Source organism: Cyanobium sp. Cruz CV13-4-11 (assembly GCF_024346055.1).
Lineage (GTDB): Bacteria > Cyanobacteriota > Cyanobacteriia > PCC-6307 > Cyanobiaceae > Cyanobium.
In genome coordinates this window covers 1-18,001 of sequence record NZ_JAGQCH010000038.1, presented here as the reverse complement: position 1 = coordinate 18,001, position 18,001 = coordinate 1, and the positions used below count along the sequence as shown (strand labels likewise).

The 18,001-nt window shown below is 59.3% G+C and carries 21 protein-coding genes and 3 pseudogenes; 10 read left to right on the top strand and 14 right to left on the bottom strand.

Features of this window, described 5'->3' with window-relative positions; translation table 11 throughout:
* Positions 1-330 precede the first annotated feature (330 nt).
* Positions 331-612: a hypothetical protein gene (locus KBZ12_RS17655; protein ID WP_254959377.1), complete on the top strand. Its 282-nt coding sequence runs from the start codon at positions 331-333 to the stop codon at positions 610-612.
* Positions 613-703: 91 nt separating this feature from the next.
* Here the strand turns inward: KBZ12_RS17655 and KBZ12_RS17650 are convergent, their stop codons facing one another.
* From KBZ12_RS17650 to KBZ12_RS17640, 3 genes are all read right to left on the bottom strand, one after another.
* Positions 704-1,003, bottom strand: a complete 300-nt coding sequence (locus tag KBZ12_RS17650; protein ID WP_254959376.1) for a HigA family addiction module antitoxin — start codon at positions 1,001-1,003, stop codon at positions 704-706.
* Positions 990-1,214 (bottom strand): type II toxin-antitoxin system RelE/ParE family toxin, encoded by a 225-nt coding sequence (locus KBZ12_RS17645; RefSeq protein ID WP_315859334.1) that lies wholly within the window; start codon positions 1,212-1,214, stop codon positions 990-992. Before KBZ12_RS17645 ends, KBZ12_RS17650 begins: the two co-directional genes overlap by 14 nt.
* Before the next feature lie 415 nt (positions 1,215-1,629).
* Complete coding sequence (locus KBZ12_RS17640; RefSeq protein ID WP_254959374.1) at positions 1,630-1,806, bottom strand: hypothetical protein; 177 nt, start codon at positions 1,804-1,806, stop codon at positions 1,630-1,632.
* On the opposite strand from KBZ12_RS17640, the pseudogene KBZ12_RS18765 reads away from it, so the two are divergent.
* The 6 genes and pseudogenes from KBZ12_RS18765 to KBZ12_RS17615 all read left to right on the top strand — a co-directional run.
* A pseudogene (locus KBZ12_RS18765) lies at positions 1,766-1,975 on the top strand (hypothetical protein); the annotation flags it as partial. The gene KBZ12_RS17640 and the pseudogene KBZ12_RS18765 sit on opposite strands and share 41 nt — an antisense overlap.
* 56 nt (positions 1,976-2,031) lie before the next feature.
* On the top strand, positions 2,032-2,388 hold the full coding sequence (locus KBZ12_RS17635) for an HIT family protein (protein WP_254959373.1): 357 nt from the start codon (positions 2,032-2,034) through the stop codon (positions 2,386-2,388).
* A 135-nt stretch (positions 2,389-2,523) separates the two neighbouring features.
* Positions 2,524-2,760: a hypothetical protein gene (locus KBZ12_RS17630; RefSeq protein WP_254959372.1), complete on the top strand. Its 237-nt coding sequence runs from the start codon at positions 2,524-2,526 to the stop codon at positions 2,758-2,760.
* Between the two features lie 299 nt (positions 2,761-3,059).
* Complete coding sequence (locus KBZ12_RS17625; RefSeq protein WP_254959371.1) at positions 3,060-4,991, top strand: hypothetical protein; 1,932 nt, start codon at positions 3,060-3,062, stop codon at positions 4,989-4,991.
* Positions 4,988-5,821: a hypothetical protein gene (locus tag KBZ12_RS17620; RefSeq protein ID WP_254959370.1), complete on the top strand. Its 834-nt coding sequence runs from the start codon at positions 4,988-4,990 to the stop codon at positions 5,819-5,821. Before KBZ12_RS17625 ends, KBZ12_RS17620 begins: the two co-directional genes overlap by 4 nt.
* The gene (locus KBZ12_RS17615; RefSeq protein ID WP_254959369.1) at positions 5,821-6,576 is read left to right on the top strand and encodes a DUF6339 family protein; all 756 of its coding nucleotides are present in this window, start codon (positions 5,821-5,823) and stop codon (positions 6,574-6,576) included. Before KBZ12_RS17620 ends, KBZ12_RS17615 begins: the two co-directional genes overlap by 1 nt.
* A gap of 325 nt (positions 6,577-6,901) precedes the next feature.
* Here KBZ12_RS17615 and KBZ12_RS17610 read toward each other — a convergent pair whose 3' ends face one another.
* From KBZ12_RS17610 to KBZ12_RS17595, 4 genes are all read right to left on the bottom strand, one after another.
* On the bottom strand, positions 6,902-8,929 hold the full coding sequence (locus tag KBZ12_RS17610; protein ID WP_254959368.1) for a DNA cytosine methyltransferase: 2,028 nt from the start codon (positions 8,927-8,929) through the stop codon (positions 6,902-6,904).
* Positions 8,929-9,567 (bottom strand): DUF6339 family protein, encoded by a 639-nt coding sequence (locus KBZ12_RS17605; RefSeq protein ID WP_254959367.1) that lies wholly within the window; start codon positions 9,565-9,567, stop codon positions 8,929-8,931. Before KBZ12_RS17605 ends, KBZ12_RS17610 begins: the two co-directional genes overlap by 1 nt.
* A gap of 80 nt (positions 9,568-9,647) precedes the next feature.
* Positions 9,648-10,697, bottom strand: a complete 1,050-nt coding sequence (locus tag KBZ12_RS17600) for a hypothetical protein (protein WP_254959366.1) — start codon at positions 10,695-10,697, stop codon at positions 9,648-9,650.
* Between the two features lie 4 nt (positions 10,698-10,701).
* Positions 10,702-12,525 carry a hypothetical protein gene (locus tag KBZ12_RS17595; protein WP_254959365.1) on the bottom strand — a complete coding sequence of 608 codons (1,824 nt, stop codon included), beginning with the start codon at positions 12,523-12,525 and terminating at the stop codon, positions 10,702-10,704.
* 275 nt (positions 12,526-12,800) lie between these two features.
* Here KBZ12_RS17595 and KBZ12_RS17590 point away from each other — a divergent pair.
* A pseudogene (locus KBZ12_RS17590) lies at positions 12,801-14,180 on the top strand (DUF3427 domain-containing protein); the annotation flags it as partial.
* 10 nt (positions 14,181-14,190) lie between these two features.
* On the opposite strand, the gene KBZ12_RS17585 reads toward KBZ12_RS17590, so the two are convergent.
* The 7 genes from KBZ12_RS17585 to KBZ12_RS17555 all read right to left on the bottom strand — a co-directional run bounded on the left by KBZ12_RS17585 (position 14,191) and on the right by KBZ12_RS17555 (position 16,832).
* Positions 14,191-14,430, bottom strand: coding sequence for a type II toxin-antitoxin system HicA family toxin (locus KBZ12_RS17585; protein WP_254959364.1), 240 nt, complete (start codon positions 14,428-14,430; stop codon positions 14,191-14,193).
* Positions 14,430-14,660 (bottom strand): type II toxin-antitoxin system HicB family antitoxin, encoded by a 231-nt coding sequence (locus KBZ12_RS17580; RefSeq protein WP_254959363.1) that lies wholly within the window; start codon positions 14,658-14,660, stop codon positions 14,430-14,432. Before KBZ12_RS17580 ends, KBZ12_RS17585 begins: the two co-directional genes overlap by 1 nt.
* Before the next feature lie 161 nt (positions 14,661-14,821).
* Entirely contained in the window at positions 14,822-15,196 is a 375-nt protein-coding gene (locus tag KBZ12_RS17575) for a type II toxin-antitoxin system VapC family toxin (protein WP_254959362.1), read from the bottom strand.
* Positions 15,197-15,219: 23 nt separating this feature from the next.
* Positions 15,220-15,480, bottom strand: coding sequence for an antitoxin (locus KBZ12_RS17570; protein WP_254959361.1), 261 nt, complete (start codon positions 15,478-15,480; stop codon positions 15,220-15,222).
* Positions 15,481-15,579: 99 nt separating this feature from the next.
* Entirely contained in the window at positions 15,580-15,909 is a 330-nt protein-coding gene (locus tag KBZ12_RS17565) for a hypothetical protein (RefSeq protein WP_254959360.1), read from the bottom strand.
* Positions 15,910-16,105: 196 nt separating this feature from the next.
* Complete coding sequence (locus tag KBZ12_RS17560) at positions 16,106-16,510, bottom strand: HEPN domain-containing protein (RefSeq protein ID WP_254959359.1); 405 nt, start codon at positions 16,508-16,510, stop codon at positions 16,106-16,108.
* Entirely contained in the window at positions 16,503-16,832 is a 330-nt protein-coding gene (locus tag KBZ12_RS17555) for a nucleotidyltransferase domain-containing protein (RefSeq protein ID WP_254959358.1), read from the bottom strand. Before KBZ12_RS17555 ends, KBZ12_RS17560 begins: the two co-directional genes overlap by 8 nt.
* A 135-nt stretch (positions 16,833-16,967) precedes the next feature.
* On the opposite strand from KBZ12_RS17555, the pseudogene KBZ12_RS17550 reads away from it, so the two are divergent.
* Together KBZ12_RS17550 and KBZ12_RS18580 are read left to right on the top strand one after the other, a co-directional pair.
* Positions 16,968-17,677 (top strand): annotated as a pseudogene (locus KBZ12_RS17550) (DUF3427 domain-containing protein); the annotation flags it as partial.
* A 140-nt stretch (positions 17,678-17,817) separates the two neighbouring features.
* A complete protein-coding gene (locus tag KBZ12_RS18580) occupies positions 17,818-17,919 on the top strand; it encodes a hypothetical protein (RefSeq protein ID WP_315859335.1) in 102 nt (33 codons plus the stop codon).
* Positions 17,920-18,001: the final 82 nt, after the last annotated feature.

The window sequence follows — 18,001 nt, the reverse complement described above, 5'->3', positions numbered from 1 at the left end:
GCGTGTCGGCCTCGGTGTGAATGGCGGCAGCGGCGGCACTGGCCCGAAAGGAGCCATCCTCCGCTTCCTCGACCAAGAAAAGGATTTCCTGCATGGTGCTCTCCAATGGTCCCAGTCTGACAGCGGTGGGCGGGATGCTTGCTGCCCCTATCGGGCAAAGGGACTGGGGCGGCATGCCAGACCCTGAGCCGGGTTAACTGCAGCCGCCCCGCGCCCACGCCAGAAGGCGTCCCAGTAGGGGCGATTGCCTGGCGGGCCGCCCAAAACAAAACCTGGCCCCCGCGCAGGACGTGGCCCGGCGGATCCTGGGCGAAGACGTGACCCAGATCGATGACTACACAGAGCGCATCAAGCGGATGGTGGGCAAGGTTCACCTTCAACGGCATCAACCGCTACGACCAGGGCGCCTACGACCTTGTGGGCGGCGTAGCCGAAGGCTTCTGCGCAGCAGTAGAACTGAGCGACGCCGGGCGCGAAGAGCTGCTGCAACTGTGCCGCCAGCGCCTCGATGCCTTCCGAGTGCAGCGCGGCGAGGAGGTGGGCTGTTTGCTCACGCAGAAGCCTGCGGCTTCGGGCACAGGAGCCGCCACCGCACGCCGATCAGCGGCTTGATCTAAGTCCGGGCATGGGGCCGATGGGTTGGCGTTGCACCAGCCGAAATGGAACGCGGTGGTGGATGCGGGCCGTCGATCCCGAAACCAGATCAGGTGGGCTGGAACGGTTCGATGGAGTGCAGCACGCCCCCAAGAGCCTGTTTGGCCAGCTTCAGATCATGGCTGGCCTGCATCCTCAGCCAGAAACCTTCGCTGAGGCCGAAGAAACGGCACAGGCGCAGATCGGTGTCGGCACTGATCGTCCGCCGCCCCTTCACGATCGCGTTGATGCGGCTCTCCGGTACGCCGATCGCCAGCGCCAGCCGGTACTGACTGATGCCCATCGGTCTGAGGAACTCCTCCAGCAGCACCTCGCCCGGATGCACCAGCAGCAAGTCAGTGGTAATCAACGATTTCGACCTCCTCTGGCCCGGCTTCCATCCAGACAAAGCAGAGCCGGAACTGGTCATTGATGCGGATGCTGTGCTGGCCATGGCGGTTCCCCTTGAGCGGCTCCAGGCGATTGCCTGGTGGAATCTGCAGATCGTTGAGGCATCCCGCGGCATCGAGGATGGCGAGCTTGCGGAAGGCCGCGCGAGCGAAGCCTCCAAACCGCCTCACAGGCCTCCCCTCAAAGAGGGCCTGGGTGTCGCGGCAACGAAACGACCTGATCACACCGTTACCTTACCCCCGCCGGACGTAGGCACGCCGGGCAGTGGGACCGGGCGAAGGCGATCACTAGCTGACATGGCGGCCTGACTTAGCTGTGTTCCTCCTCTTACAAGTGCCACCCCCCGTCACACCCCGCCCCAGCACTGGCCCCCACAGCGCCAGGATCCCCTCATGCCCCAAACCCCCTCCCCCACCTACGAGCGCCTACGCGACTACATCGCGAAACGCATGCGCATGAGCCACATCTACCAACCCCTGATGCTCATGGAGCTCCTGGGACGCCGCAGCCCCGCCCCCGCGCAGGACGTTGCCCGGCGGATCCTGGGGGAAGACGTGACCCAGATCGATTACTACACAGAGCGCGTCAAGCGGATGGTGGGCAAGGTTCACCTTCAACGGCATCACCCGCTACGAGCGGGGCACCTACGACCTGGTGGGCGGCGAGGAACTGAGCGACGCCGAGCGCGACGAGCTGCTGCAGCTCTGCCGCCAGCGCCTCGATGCCTTCCGAATGCAGCGCGGCGAGGAGGTATTCGCCCACAGGAGCCGCCACCGCACCCCGATCAGCGGCTCGATCAAAGTCCGGGTGCTTACCCGTGCCAAGGGCCACTGCGAATGCTGCGGCGCCGGCTGTTGCTCAGCAAACCCAGCACCAAAGGGCCCTGGAGGTGGACCACATCGTGCCCAGGAACCAGGGCGGATCGGACGAACTCAGCAACCTGCAGGCCCTCTGCTTCCGCTGCAATGCCGGCAAGCGCGATGCAGTTTGCCTACGCAAGAGGGCACCACCGACTTCCGCGGATTGCAGGCCAGCTACGCCCATCGCCAGGACGGTTGTGTGTTCTGCGCGCTGGAGGCCAGCGGCCGGGTGCTGCTGGAAAACGAACTGGCGCTGTGCATCGCCGATGCCGATCCGGTGACGCGTGGGCACAGCCTGGTGATCCCGCGGCGGCATGTTGCCGATGGGTTGGCGTTGCACCAGCCGGAATGGAACGCGGTGGTGGAGCTGCTGAAGCTGCGGCGGGAGCAGCTCAGCGCCCTGAAGGAGAGCTCAGCAAGGGAGTGCTCATTGGAGGAGCTGACGGTTTGCCGGACCATGGCGAGCCAGGCACGCGTACCATGAATCGGTGGGACCGCAAAGACCCTCTTCAGGCCCCTAGGAAAGGGGGTCTGGCCCAGTAGCTAGAGCCATATGGACGGTGTAGCTTGCATATCTGCCCCACCTGTGCCAAGATCTGGGAGTACGATGAGGTCGCTCATGGCCAAGACCAACCAAGAATCCCCTAGGGAGGCTTTCGTAAGGCTCGCCAACGGCAGGGTCAACAAGCTGCTGGATAGCCTTGACTCGCTGGGCAAGCTCGGGATGCGACGCTCTGCGTACAGCCAAGAAGACATTTCCAAGATTGAGAGACGACTGCGCTCAAAGCTCGACGAGGTCATGACTAGCTTTAAACCCTTAGGTGATTCCAAGCATCAAGAGTTCTCACTGGACTGATTAATTTGGCTTGCAAGCAATGACACAATCTAGAGAACTGCAGAAAGAGTCGAACTCTGATAAGTTCCGAATCCTCGCAAATAAGCGCGTGCCCAAAGCTTTAAAAGCATTAGACCTAGTTGGAAATCTTTCTAATCGAAGCAATTATAGCTATACGGACGACGAGGTCGCCAAGATCTTAAAAGCCTTCAAGGACAAGATCAAAGAATTAGAGAGTATGTTTGCCACAAGAGTCAAGCAGCAAGACGAGTGGAGGCTTTAGTGGTGGAGTATCACCTTATTTCACGCGACAACACATCATGACATCCTTGGAAGAATTAGTTCCTGACCCAGTTTTGAGATTTCTAGCAAATGAAGCCGGGGAAAAGGAAGGACTAGCTGACGCTGGCATCGAATCATTCCGAGATGAACCATATGCGAGCTGCGCGAGGGAGGCTGGTCAAAATAGCCGTGATGCAGCAAATGGGCAGGAAGGAGTGCCCGTGAAGATGTCGTTTAATCAGTTTTTGATCCATCGGCAAAGCCTGCCATCTAGCGATTTGCTAAGAGATGCAGTCGATGCATGCAAGGAGAAAGCTGAGCAAGAACGCGAGAGAGATTTCTTCACGAATGCAGCCAGCTTACTTGATAGAGAAGAGATATCAGTGCTTGAGATTTCTGATTTCAACACCTTAGGATTACTTGGACCTCCCGATCGAGAGGGCACTCCTTTTCACTCACTGGTTAAGGCATCCGGCGTGACAGCCAAAACAGCAATTGACTCTGGAGGCTCGTTTGGTATTGGCAAGAATGCATCATTCGCAGTTTCTGACTTACAGACTGTGTTTTATTCGACACTTTATGCGGATACTGATACAAAACAAAAGGAGTTTGCCGCTCAAGGTAAGGTAAAGCTGGTATCCCACACAGACAAGAGTGGCAATAGGATGCGTGCCACAGGGTATTGGGGTAACCCCGAAGGATTTACCGCAGTGACCGATCAGTCTAAAGTGCCAGAATGGATGATTCGTCGTGAGATTGGCACATCCATCTTTTGCATGGGCTTCCGAGCTGCAGAGGGGTGGGCGGAGAGGATAACATATTCACTTATCTCTAACTTCTTCTGCGCCATTAATCGAGAAGAGATGGAATTTGAGATTGACAAGGGAAAGATGTTTATAAACCGGACCACCCTGCCTAGCCTATTGACTAGGCCCGATATTGTGGAAGCCTCCGAACGGATGGGCCATCAAGCTGATCTTACCTTTGCTGAGCAGATGTATCAATGCTTAGTATCAGATAGAGCTGATGAGAAAACCCTTAGTATTCCCGATCTAGGCAAGGTTCGCGTTCGCATTCTTGTTGGTGATGGCCTTCCCTGTCGAGTAGGGTTCATTCGCAATGGAATGCTGATCACCGACAATTTAAGAAACTTTGGGCACGCCTTAGCTCGCTTCCCAGGGTCTCGAGATTTTGTTGTAATAGTAGAGCCAATCGACACTGATGCCGGAGTCTTGCTCAAGAAACTTGAGAATCCAACCCACGATGGTTTTTCTGCTGAGCGGATTGCGGATCTCCACAAGCGAAGAATCGCGACTATTGCAATGAGACGGTTAGCCTCGGAGCTCCGAGAGATTATTAGAAGTACTACCGGAGTTACGCATGCGGATTCGGTTGTCCTAGATGAGCTTGGCAAATACTTTGCTGAATCTGGGAAGATTGAAAACCCATCAACGCCTAGTGCCGAAGACGACCCAGAAAGATATACTTACAAGCCACAGAGGTCAAAAGCGAAGCCTCATGTCGTTCCAACTCCAACAGGAGGTGAGCAGGGTGGAAGCAATGCAACTAGTACAAGTACAAATCGAAATGGCGGTGGTGGAAGTAGGCCTGGAGCAGGCACTGGGGCAAGGGGTAAGGGTACTAGCGGAGAGGAGAGACTGGTAGTTCTGCGGGATGTACGTAACCGAATCCCTCCTAGTGCTTCGACAACAGGTAAATCAAGAGAGCTGCTCTTCAGCCCAGAAGAAGCCGGACTCATTCAGATTATTCTACAAGCGACCGGGGTTAATGCACCGGATAGTCTTTATGTAGTAAAGACGGACAAAGGTAGGACATCCTCAGGAAAGCTCATCATCGAGGCTAGAGCGAATGAGCGTTGCAAAGCAACCGTTGAGTTGGACGAACCCTACAATGGCCCTATTGAGCTAGTTGCGGTTTCTGATGCTGAGCCATCAGAGGTAAAGCCATGAGATTTTCAGAAGAAACCAGATATCCACATCCAGTTTTGGGCCTCGGCTCAGGAGACTTTACGACAGGTGGCTTCGAGGTAAACTTTCAGGTAATAGAAGATGCTACTACAGGTGGCCTTAGGCTAGAGCATGAGATTACATTAACCGAAGCCGGGATTATCGAACTTGTCAAAAGTGGTTCCGCTTGCGTTGGCTGTTTTATCAGCTGTCTTGACACATTCTACACCGATCTCCGCATGATGCCGTGGCCAAAAGGCTGCTTAGACTTCGCTCCTGGAAAGTTGCTTAGTCGTGTATCGATTAGGCCTGTTATATGGATGGTAAAGTCTGTGGCCAGCTGGAATCCGGGGACAATTCATCCAGAGTTCTCGCCGCCAGTCGAGATCAACTGTGGTGACATAATTGCAATAGGCGATGAAGATATAATATCGGTTGGCCAAGCGAAGCTATTGGCAATTGAAAGCATCTTTGAATTAGTTTGCTCACCTGAAGTTGAGATTGGCAAGTTACAAGTTGACTTAATGCGCGACAAAATTACGATTCTAGCCTCCGAGGAAACACATAAGACTATTCTTTTGCTCCGAGAGCGGACAGAGGGTAAACCAGTTGTTTTGAACGGGATTTATCTCCCAGTGATCATGGAGGTTCTTGATGCCCTCCGCGGCAATCTCTCGCAGTATGAAACACAGCGCTGGTATTCTCCATTTATGGCACGATGCGATTCAAAGGGAGTTGATCCAGACTCCAGTGATTCAATTCTTGAGAATGCTGAAAAGCTACTTGACGCACCCATCGGCTCGCTTTCTCGCCTAGTTAATGAGGTTGTGTAATGCCAGCATCACCACTCAAGTACTTGTCAGAAACTATGCTATCCAAGCTAAGTCAGGATGTAAGTAGAAATCGTGAAAGGTATCAGTCTGGAAACTTTTTTGACCTTGAATGCGAAAACGGATGGTCCATCGAGGCCGCTGGGGTTTCTGTAGACTATGATCTCCTAAATGCTCTTGATGGAACTCATAGTACAGCAGCGGCCGACATTGAGAACTCGTTGATAGTCCACAAAGCCCTTTCTACTATGACTCCTGCAATGGCACGGGAAGAGCGCATTTGGACCCGTCTTACCCATGTTGAGTGCCTTGAATATTCGAGAAAGAGATGGCTGTCTTCATTCATAGGCGAGAAGCTTGATGGACAAGTTCAACGTCATATGTTTGCACCTAATCGTACTGCAATTCGAGATGATAATGCAGTTTCTCGGCTTTGGTGGAACTATCGTATAGCTGCCATCGCTGATCCAGATGATCCCGAGGGCGCCCTTCGCCTAATTCTAAAGACTTCTGATATCCGCATGCAGCTTGTGGAAAGGCCTTGGACTGCCGCTCGCGTTCCGCTCGCGAAAGCTGTAATTAGAGCCATGAAGAGAGACCCATGGATCACATCTAGTTCAATAGCATTCCGTGAATTCATGAAAACACTCAACCGTGATGGAGGAGGCATATTGTTTGAAGTTCTGAAAGACAACGAAGTGGACCAGTTCATGGATCAATGTTCAGCACGTGCCCAGACCCACACTGGAAAATGCTAATAGCGGTCTGTTCGTAGCGAGGAAAGCTCCGACTTCGGCTGTCAGACGTCTCATCGGCTACTCGTCTAGCTGCATGCCAGACACACTAGGGAGGCACAGCATTTGGATGTGGAGATACAAGAATCGTAAGCTATAAACCTCAACGACAAAGCATCTCATTCCGAGCGGCAACAAAAAGCAACTCATAGCTTCCGCAAGTTAGCCATGTGAATTAGATGCAGTGCTCAACAATTGGGGCGGCCTGAAACAATCTCCAACACTCTCTCGCGATACCTCCTTCTGTTAGGCAACACCGATTCAGAAAAATAGCTATATCTGACATCCACTATTTCGAACTGGCACATAAACCGCTAACAGAGAGAGGGCACGGCTCATAATCTCCACCCTTCTTCCCTTCGCAGTCCGGTTCAGGAGCACACCAGCGCTCGGATAGAGCCACAGCTGCTCGGTAGACACGGCCATCGGGATCACCACCCAACATCAAACCGAGATGAAGCTCCCTAAGCTGTCTAGATCCGCTATTTGCTAGTTGTTCATCCCCAATCACCCTTCCAACCATTCGACCAAGGCCGACACTGCACGATCGATCTGCTGTGATACCAACCATGGCGAGGCACTGCCGTATCCTGTCACGCCCCAGTCCCGCTAGATCCCGTCTTACCCATTCGCTCCATGGCAGCTGCTCACTCAACTCAACTGCCACCTGATGAAGGAGGCCCTCAATCTTCTCAAGCTGAAGGCTGCGGAATGTGCGTCGCCGGCTGGGTTCAGGATCAGCAAGAAACGCCTCATGGCTTGGCCAGCGGCTGAGAAGTCTCATCCAGAATGGCATCTGCTGGTCAGGCTTCATGGTGGCCACGATCAGTTCACCGAGAAATACCCGCCAAGCGCGCAGGGACTCTGGGATCTCTTCACCGTTCTCCCTCTGTTTAGCCCATGGGAGCTGAGATCCTCCTCCTTCAGTGCTATACCAAGTCAGAAGGGCACTGCGAATATCTTCTGGCTGAAGCCAATCACTGCCGGATTCCTCCTTCTGAACAGCACGAAGCAGGGTATTCCCGAGAGCAAGGCCCACCAGTGGGGCAACTGCCTCACCCACTTGATGGAACCGGTTGGAAGGGGTGCCATGAAATCGGAAACCATCCGGGAAAGACTGAACTCGTGCAGCCTCCCGGATGGAGAGAGTGCGGTTCTGAGACGGATGGATATACCAGTATCCATCTTTCGACATGTGGGCCGTTATCGTGAGGCAAGGCTGATCCGGCTCAAGAATGTTGTACTTGTTCCCGAAGCTGTGCTCCTTGCCACTCTCCTTCTGAATCCGACCCTCCCGCTGAGCCCGGCTGGTGACCTGATAACGCCGATGCTCGTCCTCAAGTTCGTGATACTTCTTACCGGTGGCCCGCATCAGCTGAAAGGTCGCCTTGTCGTCTTCCCGCACCTTTCGGGTGATGTGATCATGCAGCTCCTGACTGCCAACCGGTAACCAGTCGCGCATCAGCCTTTGGTAGCTGGTGGATGGCCCTTCATACTGATCACGCTTCTGCCACTCCTCCCACCAGTAACCCTCAAGGGATGGCAGATCACTGATGGCATCCAGAAGACTGGGAGCGGCCTCCTGATCAGCGAACTGTGGTTCTGGCCACACAAGAGGGGAGCTGTAGCCGATCCGTGTTCCCGCGATGAACAGTCTAGGCCGAAGCTGCGGAACTCCATACTGCCAAGCATAGATAATACGTGCATGTACACGGTAACCGGCTGCTTCAGCGCGGCTCACCACGTTCCGGAAAATCTCCTGATCACCGGTTAGGGCGATGTCGGGCACATTCTCCATCAGGAAAGCCCGAGGCCGCACATCCTCCACCACCGCCATGAAGGATTCCCAGAGCTCCCTTCGGCTGCTGTTGAGCTGCCAGTGCTGACTGGCAACATCCTCGTCGTGCTTGCGCCACCGGATATTGCGTGAGAAGGGCTGGCATGGCGGCCCTCCTGCCACCAGTGCGATATCACCGCAACGATTAAGCTGCAGGATGATCTTCTGCAGCTCCTCGGGATCGCTGAGATCACCTCTGTGGGAACATCCTCCGAAGTGATTGCGGTGGGTGGCGATCGAGTCGGGGCGGATGTCAGCCCCGAGGATCACCTCAAAGCCGGCTCGATGCAGACCAAGACTCAGCCCACCCGCTCCGCAGAACAGATCAACGGCCAGTGGTTTACTGCCCTGAAGGCTGCGCACATGATCCGGCAGGCCCTCGAGATCGCAGGCTTCAGGATGCGGATCAAGCCGCTGCTCAGGGCCCTTAAGCGCCTTCAGCCGGTGAGGATCAGCATGGATTCCAGTGGATTTCGCCATCACACTCTCCTGCTGGCTTGCACGGGATCGGCGCTTACCAGGTTCTCGATTTCAGCTTCATCCAGCAGATCAAGACAGATTGAGCCACCCAGTGCATTCAGATTTCTCACACCTGCTCTCACCTGCTGATCCGGAAGATCAGCGAGCTGCCGGGTGAGCACACGGCTCACCTGCGGGAGCAGACCATATTCACGGTCACTGATGCCCAGATGAAGCTCCTGGCTGTTGAAGAGCCGGCGCACAAGGGCATAATCGCTGTCTCCCGCGCCGACCAAGCGCTCTGCTGCGAAGAAGAGCCTTGCAAAGGTGTTACGGCCATGACCATTGATTGATGGGGTGCCCAGAAAACGCACGGCTGGCACCGGGCGCCGACCATTTCCTCGAACAAAGCCCTCCTCGGCGTCTGCAGGCACTGAACCCCGCCAGCGGTACCAGACCACATCCGGATAACGAACTACGGTGAGCCAGTGCCAGATCCGCATATCCGTCTTCAGCACCTCATCCATCCCGCGAAGAGCGCGGTGCAGGGGTTCAATCAGCACGGTATCCAGGGCAGACTCTCTCACGCCAGCTTCTATCGCGTCCTGGATCGCCTGATCCAGCAACCCCAGATCCACATTCCTCGGCAGATCACGCACGGGCAGATCCCTCCCCTTCCGCAGTGCCTCAACCAGATTCTGTTCCCTGATCGGGCTCTCCAAACTTTGAAGACAGCTGCTCATGCCACTTCAATCCTGGTTTCAGGAGTGATGCCACTTGGTGAGTCCGCAGGTTCAGAATCTAGGGGCAGATGGGCACCTTCCGCCATGGCCTCAGCAAGCCTGACCAGCCTCGTTTCCTGTTGGATCAGAGATGGTAAACGAAACATAAGAGCCGTGAAACCTCCCGGGCGCTTCAGTTCGATGGCGAGTTGAGGCAGCGCTGCATGAGGTTCAAGATCCACTCCAGCCAGACCTGCCGCAAAAGGTGCCAGCAGACGCTTCTGCCAGGTCCCCAGCTCCTCGATGGCCTCCTCGGGAGCAGCAACGGGATCGCCCGAGATGATCTCCTCGAGCTGATGCAGAACTGTGGATACAAGCACAGGCCATACGGTTGCACAGATGTTGGTGAACAGTGCATCCCGCAGAAGAGCCCCGCCATTGCGCCTCCGTGAACGGCTCATCAGCAGCCGCCGCAGAGGGGAACTCACAGCGGAATTCAGTTCGATCGTGGGCGGATCCCCCGGAAGGATCCGGAACAGCTGATGGCTGCTCCCCGATGGGAACGTTTCCCAGCGGAGGTGAAACAGGGGCTCAGAAGAGCGGCTGCGTCCAGTGAATCGAATAGTGTGGATCTTGCTCCGGCCAAGGATCTGTCCTCGTCTGCAGCCAAATCCGTCCATCCGCGCATCGGGCTCGCGGGTTCGTACCAGCAGGGCTTCGGTACGGATCTCCTCGCCGTCGAGCATCGCTGTGTAGGAGGTTTCGGCAAACCAGAGCCCCAGACCATCAGGCTCCAGCGGAATCACGATGCGTCTTCCGGTGGAACGGCTGATCAGTCGGCAGAGCAACACAGCAGGTGGATCTTCCTGCTCGCAAGGGAGGAAGCATTCTTCCCAGCCCCATGGCGGAGTGAGCAGGATTTCCAGCCGCACTTCGCTGAGATCGCCGCGGAAACGGAAGGTGACAGCATTGCTCACCTCCTGAATCACCTCTTCCGAAATGCTCTCCGGTGCGGTGACACGGAATGCTCCATCTAGGTCAACGGTTCGCCAGGGAAGAAATTCCATCGATTCAGCCTCCCTGACGGAAGCCGGTCAGGGCCGGATCGACACCTCCGGGGGGTGTCACGAGACAGCGGAAGGGAACAGCGGAGAATCCACTTTCCACTGAGAATACAAGGCGGCGGCCGTCGGTATTCGACATGCTGAGATTCCTCTCGGAGCCATGAATTTCAAGCCCTGAGATCCGCCACGCATCACCCAGTCCGGAATCCGCGATGCTGCGGAAGCTGAGCCCGGCTGTGACCGGTCCTTCTCCACGTCCATGACGGATCAGTTCCCCATGCAGCGCCCAGCCACCACTTTCAGGGTCAAACCAGGATCCCTGTCGATCAATGCGGATCACCAGGCGTGGTTTCTCTCCCCGCGCGGCGGATGCAACAGGTGAGGATCCCTCCCCAAGGGACAGCATTCTCACCAGCAGCTCCGGGCCGGCATCCGGCGCAGGCTCATCATCACTGAGAAGACGCAGCTGAAGGATCTGCCGAACCTCGGCCCGAAGCCCCCTGAGGCGGCCTGCCGAGCCTCTCCAGTCGTAGCTCTCACGCAGCCGGCGGGTTGTGGGAAGCCAGTCGTCATGGGTGACGGGCTCGGCAGCGCGGAAATACTCCTCAGCATCAGCGACAAACTCTTGGCTGATCTCAAGGGCCTCTGAAGGTGCTGCATTCAGTAGCGCAGAACCGACAAGCGTGACAGCGCAGTAACTTCCTCCATCCTGCAGTCGAAGACCCTCTGCATAATCAACCACCATCCCAGCACCACGGATCATGGCAATAGTGGAGCGGCAGGGCAGACACGCCTCACTGGGGGAGACACGAGTCACTCCAACCCGGATCAGAGTCTCGAGAGCCGGATGAAGAAGCTCGGGCCGATCCTCCGGATGGATGCGTCTGGGCAGTGGAAAGCCAGTGATGTCGATGGCTGCTGAGTCACCTGGTGACAAGGCAGGCTCACCCGCCGGTTCAACACGCGAGGCCGCTAGGAAGGGCGCCCAAAGCCCACCCACCTCGGCCTGGCTCTCATAACTCGCCCGGGATTCCCCACTGAACAGCACACGGGAGCGCACCTTGAGTCGCCCCCAGCTGATGGCGGGCCAGAACCACTTCGCGGCCGCGTCGGTGAGATCACGGCAGAGGTCTTCAGGATCCCGGATCCCGAGACTGCCCACGTCATCACGATCAGGTTCGTGAAAGGCGGGGATAAGGAGAGTCGTACCTGAACCGTTCAGGCCGGCACGCTCAAGCTGCAATGAGCGTGCGGCTGATGGCTCACGCCAGTCGGACAGGGCAACGGGGATCCCATCCCGATCGGCCGCCACACCGAGATAGGCCCCATCCAGGAAGGCTTCGCCATCGAGTTCATGGGCCGGCAGCTCGCTGCGGCCGAACACGCGCAGCCCCTGCTCCTTCATGCCCTGCACAGAAGAGGAGAAGAGCACCGTGAGCAGACGGGAGTGCATCCAGCTCACAGCCTTGCCTAGGCCGAAGCTCCCCCCTCTTCCCGTCTCATCCCCCGTCGAGAAGTTCTGGACGCAGAGCCGCCGGAAGTTGCCTTCCTCGTCCCAGTCGTCTCCGGTCAGCCCTGCCGTCCCGCTGTCGCTGATCCGGAGACAGACCAGAGTCTCAGCCTCCATAGCCACAATGCCGGCCCGAAGCGTCAAAGCAGCTCCTCCTGCCCCCTTCACAGCTGCGAGGTGGGGTCGGAGCGTCTGCCAGTTCATGGCGGCGAGGAAGGCTTCACGCTCCTCCCCCCGCAGCAGGATCAGATCGAAACAGACTTCGGCAGCCTTTCGTCCGACCCGCTGATCAGTGCTGTTCTGACAGATCTCACGGACCAAGGTCTCCAGGAGAGAGCGTCGTCGCTGGCTGCCACCGCCCTCGAACAGCTCAGCTGAGGCGCTGCCACCACTCGAACGCCCCTGACCAAGTGCAGGCGTCGTGACCCATGTCAGTGGTGTGGGCATGGATCCCTGAAAACCCCCAAACACTAGATGCGGTGTGGGACGGATCATAGAGTTCGGATGTACTGGTGGCATGTATCAAGTGCCACCGGCGTAACAGGCTTTCTGGATGCCCCCCAAAGGGGCAGCAGCAAGCCGACATCCACTAGGCCGCCCTGCGCCGCCTGCAATCCGGCGACCTGCAGATCCTCTTCGCCGTGGACCTCTTCAACGAAGGCCTCGACATCCCCGCCATCGACACCGTGCTGCTCTTGCGGCCCACCGAGAGCGCGGTGGTGTTCCTGCAGCAGCTCGGCCGGGGCCTGCGGCTGTCGCCCGACACCGGCAAGAGCTGCCTCACCGTTTTGGACTTCATCGGCCAGCAGCACCGGCGTTTTCGCTTTGATCTGCGCTACCGGGCGTTGCTTGGCTGCAGCCGGCGGCAGCTCGAAGACCAGCTGGCCCAGGGGTTCCCGTTTCTGCCGCCCGGTTGCCGGCTGGTGCTCGATCGCGTCTCCAGCGAGCGGGTGCTGGCCAATTTGCGGCAGTGTCTGCCCTCGCGCCGGCCCCAGCTGCTGCAGGAGTTGCGCGCCCTTGCCGCCGAGGGGGTGATCGGCCCATCCAGCGGCCTGGCCCACTGGCTCGAAGCCCTGGCCATGGAGCCGGCCGACTTCTACGGTATCCGCGGCGCTGGCTTCACCGCCCTGCGGCGCGAGCTGGGTTGGTTGCCGCCCCACCTGGCGGGTGCGCCCCATCCCCAAGAGGAGCGCCTCAGCCGCGCCATCGCCGCCGGCCTGCTCCACCTCGACGACCCCGACCGTCTGCGCGCCACCGCCGCCTCCCTGGCCGCCTCCGCGCCGCACGATCCGCAGGCCCTCTCCGAGCGCGAGAGGCGCCAGTGGCTGATGCTCACCGCCCAGCTGTTCGGCACCGGCCGCCAGTGGCGACCCCTCGATCAGGCCCTGGAGGTGCTCTGGCAGGCCGGCGCCTGGCGCGAGGAGCTGATCCAGCTGCTGGAGTTGCTCGCCGAACGCGCCGATCGCCGCCTCCACCCGCTGCCCTGGGCCTTGCCGGTGCCGTTGCGCGTGCACGGCCACTACAGCCGCGCCGAGATCGAAGCGGCCTTCGGCGTGCTCAGCACCGACGCCCCCTGGATCCACCGCGAGGGCGTGCTCTGGCACCAAGCCAGCGCCACCGACCTGCTGTTCATCACCCTGCGCAAAAGCGAAGCCCTCTTCTCACCCTCCACCCGCTACCGCGACCTGGCCCTCGGCCCCTCGCTGTTCCACTGGGAAAGCCAGAGCACCACCACCGCCGCCTCCCCCACCGGCCAGCGCTACATCCACCACGCCTCCCGCGGCTCACGGGTGCTCCTCTTCGTGCGTGAGCAACGCAAACAGGACGGCCGCCCCGGCGCCCCCACCGAACCCTTCGTGTGTCTGGGGTTTGCCACCTACGAAAGCCACGAAGGCGAGCGGCCGATGGCGATCCGCTGGCGGCTCGAGCGGGAGATCCCGGCGGCGTGGCTGCCGGTGATGGCGTTGGCGGTTTGAGGGGGGTTGTTCAGCATTCCTCGTAGGCCTCAAGAAATTCTTCCCTGCTGATTTCCGATTGTCTGAGAATCAACCTCAACGTTGACCCCTTGATCAGCCGATGGTTAGGCATGGTGAGGGGCGTACGCGTGCCGTCCTCATTCGTCCGCGCCAGGGCGATGTGATTTCCTTCACGGATCAGCTCAAATCCCAAGCGTTGCAAAGCCTTCAACACGCGATCCCGAGGCGCGTCGACTGGAAACTTGGCCATCAGCCGGCAAGGACCGTTTCCGCCAGAAAGACTTCCTGCACAGGATCATCTTGATCCAGTGAATCAGGGCCGAATACTTCGCGGTGGAAAGCGATCGCGGAGCGCACATCCTCCAGCGCCTCGTCGTAGGTCTCACCTTGGCCCACAACCACTCCATGGATGCCCAAGGGATAAGCCACATACCCATCGGCGTGGCGCTCCACAACAACCTTCAGCCGTTGGGATGTCATTGAGCCCTGCCCTGCCAAGCTGTCAAATCCTAGGCGTGGTGGGCCTCAGCTGTTCGTGCGCGAGCAACGCAAACAGGATGGCCGCCCCGGCCGAGGGCGCAGCCCGAGTCTGCCGGAGGCACTAGGCAGATCCCACTCATCCATCGGGGAGCTTGTGGGCATCACCAGGCCTCCAGGGTGAGTTCATCGACAAGGGCAAAAGCCTGATCGGCGGTGACCAGGACACAGCCTTCGCTGAGGGCATGGCTGGCGATCAGCAGGTCCAGCGCCGCCAGCGGCTTGCCATGGCGTTCAAGTTCAGCGCGCAGCCGGCCATAGATCCTGCTGCAGGCTTCGGTCCAGGGCAGGATCTCCAGGGTGTCGAGGGTGGACTCCGCCAGCGCCCGCAACCGCGTCGCCGTCGGCCGCTTCTCCAGGCCGTAGCGGATCTCGGCCACCACAATCGCCGACAGGCAACAACGTTGCTCACGCACCCAGCCATCCAGGCGTGGCGAGCGTCGTTGGAGAAAGGCACTCACGGCGTTGGTGTCCAGCATCAACCTCCTCTTCGCTGCAGCCATCAGGGAAAGTCCACCGGTTCGGGAGGACTTGTGTCGTGCAACCCCTCGAAAAAGGCGTCCAGCTCCTCCCGGAAGCCAGGCTCCTGCAGCAGCGCATCCCTGAGCTCGAGCAACTCCTTGGCCGAGGGCCGCACCGGTGTGAGCACCACCGCACCGCTTTCGAGGTCCCGATGCACCTCCACCTCCGTTCCCTCGAAACGGAATTCGGCCGGCAGGCGTACCGCCTGGCTGCGGCCATTGCGGAACAGCTTGGCGCGCATGGTTCCTTTCCGGCGGCGGTCGATACCGAGACTAGACCAAACCCGCCACCTCACGCCGCCCACACCTCCCGCTGGAACTGCTGCAGCACCCCATCCAACTCACCGCCAAACAGCCGGTTCAGCCGCGGCCAGCCACCGCCTTCCCGCTTGAAGTACAGCAGGTCGTCGTCCAACCATGATCGAGGCGGTCATCTCCTGGTTGGTGGTTTCGCGCCAGGCCGTAGCCAGGGTGGTTTCGCCGTAGCCCCGTTCGATCGCGCGCAATTCATCGTCGTGTTCGGAGAGGAACTGCGGTTCGGCCCGCACCTCCCACTGGGCATCGAGCAGCTCGCCCAGCCCCTCGATCCGCCCCAGCCAGCCCCTGGCCTCCTGCTCCGGCAGCTGCTGCAGGCGGCTGATCAAGGCATCGGGTTCCTCGCCGCTCAGCAAACGGAAGCGGGGTGGCCGCCCCGGCGCCCCCACCGAACCCTTCGTGTGTTGGGGGTTTGCGCGCTACGAAGGCCACAAAGGCGAGCGGCCGATGGCGTGGGGGAATCTCTGTGGCGGCTCGAGCGGGAGATCCCGGCGGCGTGGCTGCCGGTGATGGCGTTGGCGGTTTGAAATCCCAGCACGTCAGTCGTTTTGTTCACTCTTCCTCCTCCTCTGAGCCAAGCAGAATTCTCAGAGCCCGCCTCAGATGGCTGGCCAATTCCACCAATTCTGCCTGTTCCTCGGCTGAGGTTTCAAAACCCGGGTAGCGCGCGAGCACGGCTCCTGAGGAGAGATCAGCCAGTTCCTCACTATCCCAGCTCCATTGGCCATCCACCGCCTCCAGTTGACGCGACAGGGCAGCCAGATCATGGATCTTGTCAACCGGCTGCCCAAGTTGGATCAACCGAGCTTTCAGCAGTTTCTCCACGCATTGCTGGGCGTGAAACACCACCGCATCACGCAAGCCTGGACTGTTTCTTGTCAGGAGGATCTCCAAGGCTTCCCAATCGCCCTCGGCCTTGGCGATCCACTCCGGAACAGCTGACCAAGGTTCAGCCATGCAGCACCTCGCCATGATCAAGCGCCTCGCGTACGACCGGATCGCCCCCCCGGTAGCGAACCTCAACTTCCTCAGGCCGCCGGACCAGGAGATCCAGGGGAAATAGTGCCTGGCAGAGTCGGCGCATTTCACGGATCTTGGCCAGGTGGCGTCCCTCGAAGGGCATCACGACCAGGATGTCGGCATCGGAATCCCAGCGCGCATCTCCACGAGCCAAAGAACCGAACAGGATCACCTTCTCAGGGGCGTAGCGCTCCACCAACCGCTGCGTGAACGCCAGCAGCGCCTCGCGAGTCACCAGAGGGGTCGGCGTTGTGGTCATGGGGTTCATCATCGCGAAGCTTCCCAGGACAGGCCACGATCCTCTCGGCACGCTGCAGCAGGAGCCGGGTTAGTGGGCAGCAGGAGAGTCCTCGGATCCAGCAGAGGATCAACAACGGCAGGGTTGGAGCCGGATTTCGGCACCGGCCGCCAGTGGCGGCCCCTCGATCAGGCCCTGGCGGTGCTCTGGCAAGCATGCGCCTGGCGCGAAGAGCTGATCCAGCTGCTGGAGTTGCTCGCCGAACGCCCCCTAAAGCAACCTCATCGCCGCCTCCATCCGCTGCCCTGGGCGCTGCCGGTGCCGTTGCGCGTGCACGGCCACTACAGCCGCGCCGAGATCGAAGCGGCCCACTGCTACGCAGAAGCCTGCGGCTATGGCGTGCTCAGCACCGAAGCCCCCTGGATCCACCGCGAAGGCGTGCTCGCTCACCAAGCCAGCGCCACCGACCTGCTGTTCATCACCCTGCGCAAAAGCGAGGCCCTCTTCTCCCCCTCCACCCGCTACCGCGACCTGGCCCTCGGCCCATCGCTATTCCACTGGGAAAGCCAGAGCACCACCACCGCCGCCTCCCCCACCGGCCAGCGATCTATCCACCACGAGGCGCGCGGTTCACGGGTGCTGCTGTTTGTGCGCGAGCAACGCAAGCAGGACGGCCGCCCCGGCGCCCCCACCGAACCCTTCGTGTGCCTGGGGTTTGCCACCTACGACAGCCACGAGGGTGAGCGGCCGATGGCGTGGGGGAATCTCTGTGGCGGCTGGAGCGGGAGATCCCGGCGGCGTGGCTGCCAGGCTGTTGTGTTGCACACCAGCTGTTGCTTGGCATAGCGGCGGCGTTGGCGGTTTGAGACCCGCCAGACCGGCTCATAAGGACTGGGCCACACCATGAGCTATCGCATTCGTCTCCTGGAAACGGAAGAAGGATGGGCGGTGAGCTGTCTGGATCTAGCCGGGGTGCCATTCGCAGGGGGAGAGCCGCGATGAGGCCCTGGAAAACATCCGTGAGGCCATCGCCCTCTGGCTTGAGGTGGAGGCCGAGGAGGCTGGTGCCCGGTGTCAACTACGTAGGCGGGTCGCGTCAATTACGTAGGCGGGTTACCCCGGGGCCTCCCCCTGCCATGGCAGGGGGAGGCGACAGCGAAAAGTGAGCCACCCTGGCCCGGTCCTCTGCC

Bases quoted from the DNA above. Each gene is read 5' to 3' on its own strand.
- KBZ12_RS17655 (WP_254959377.1), top strand. From the start codon at position 331: ATGACTACACAGAGCGCATCAAGCGGATGGTGGGCAAGGTTCACCTTC.
- KBZ12_RS17630 (WP_254959372.1), top strand. From the start codon at position 2,524: ATGGCCAAGACCAACCAAGAATCCCCTAGGGAGGCTTTCGTAAGGCTC.
- KBZ12_RS17625 (WP_254959371.1), top strand. From the start codon at position 3,060: ATGACATCCTTGGAAGAATTAGTTCCTGACCCAGTTTTGAGATTTCTA.
- KBZ12_RS17620 (WP_254959370.1), top strand. From the start codon at position 4,988: ATGAGATTTTCAGAAGAAACCAGATATCCACATCCAGTTTTGGGCCTC.
- KBZ12_RS17615 (WP_254959369.1), top strand. From the start codon at position 5,821: ATGCCAGCATCACCACTCAAGTACTTGTCAGAAACTATGCTATCCAAG.
- KBZ12_RS17610 (WP_254959368.1), bottom strand. From the start codon at position 8,929: ATGGCGAAATCCACTGGAATCCATGCTGATCCTCACCGGCTGAAGGCG.
- KBZ12_RS17600 (WP_254959366.1), bottom strand. From the start codon at position 10,697: ATGGAATTTCTTCCCTGGCGAACCGTTGACCTAGATGGAGCATTCCGT.
- KBZ12_RS17585 (WP_254959364.1), bottom strand. From the start codon at position 14,430: ATGGCCAAGTTTCCAGTCGACGCGCCTCGGGATCGCGTGTTGAAGGCT.
- KBZ12_RS17580 (WP_254959363.1), bottom strand. From the start codon at position 14,660: ATGACATCCCAACGGCTGAAGGTTGTTGTGGAGCGCCACGCCGATGGG.
- KBZ12_RS17575 (WP_254959362.1), bottom strand. From the start codon at position 15,196: ATGCTGGACACCAACGCCGTGAGTGCCTTTCTCCAACGACGCTCGCCA.
- KBZ12_RS17570 (WP_254959361.1), bottom strand. From the start codon at position 15,480: ATGCGCGCCAAGCTGTTCCGCAATGGCCGCAGCCAGGCGGTACGCCTG.
- KBZ12_RS17560 (WP_254959359.1), bottom strand. From the start codon at position 16,510: ATGGCTGAACCTTGGTCAGCTGTTCCGGAGTGGATCGCCAAGGCCGAG.
- KBZ12_RS17555 (WP_254959358.1), bottom strand. From the start codon at position 16,832: ATGACCACAACGCCGACCCCTCTGGTGACTCGCGAGGCGCTGCTGGCG.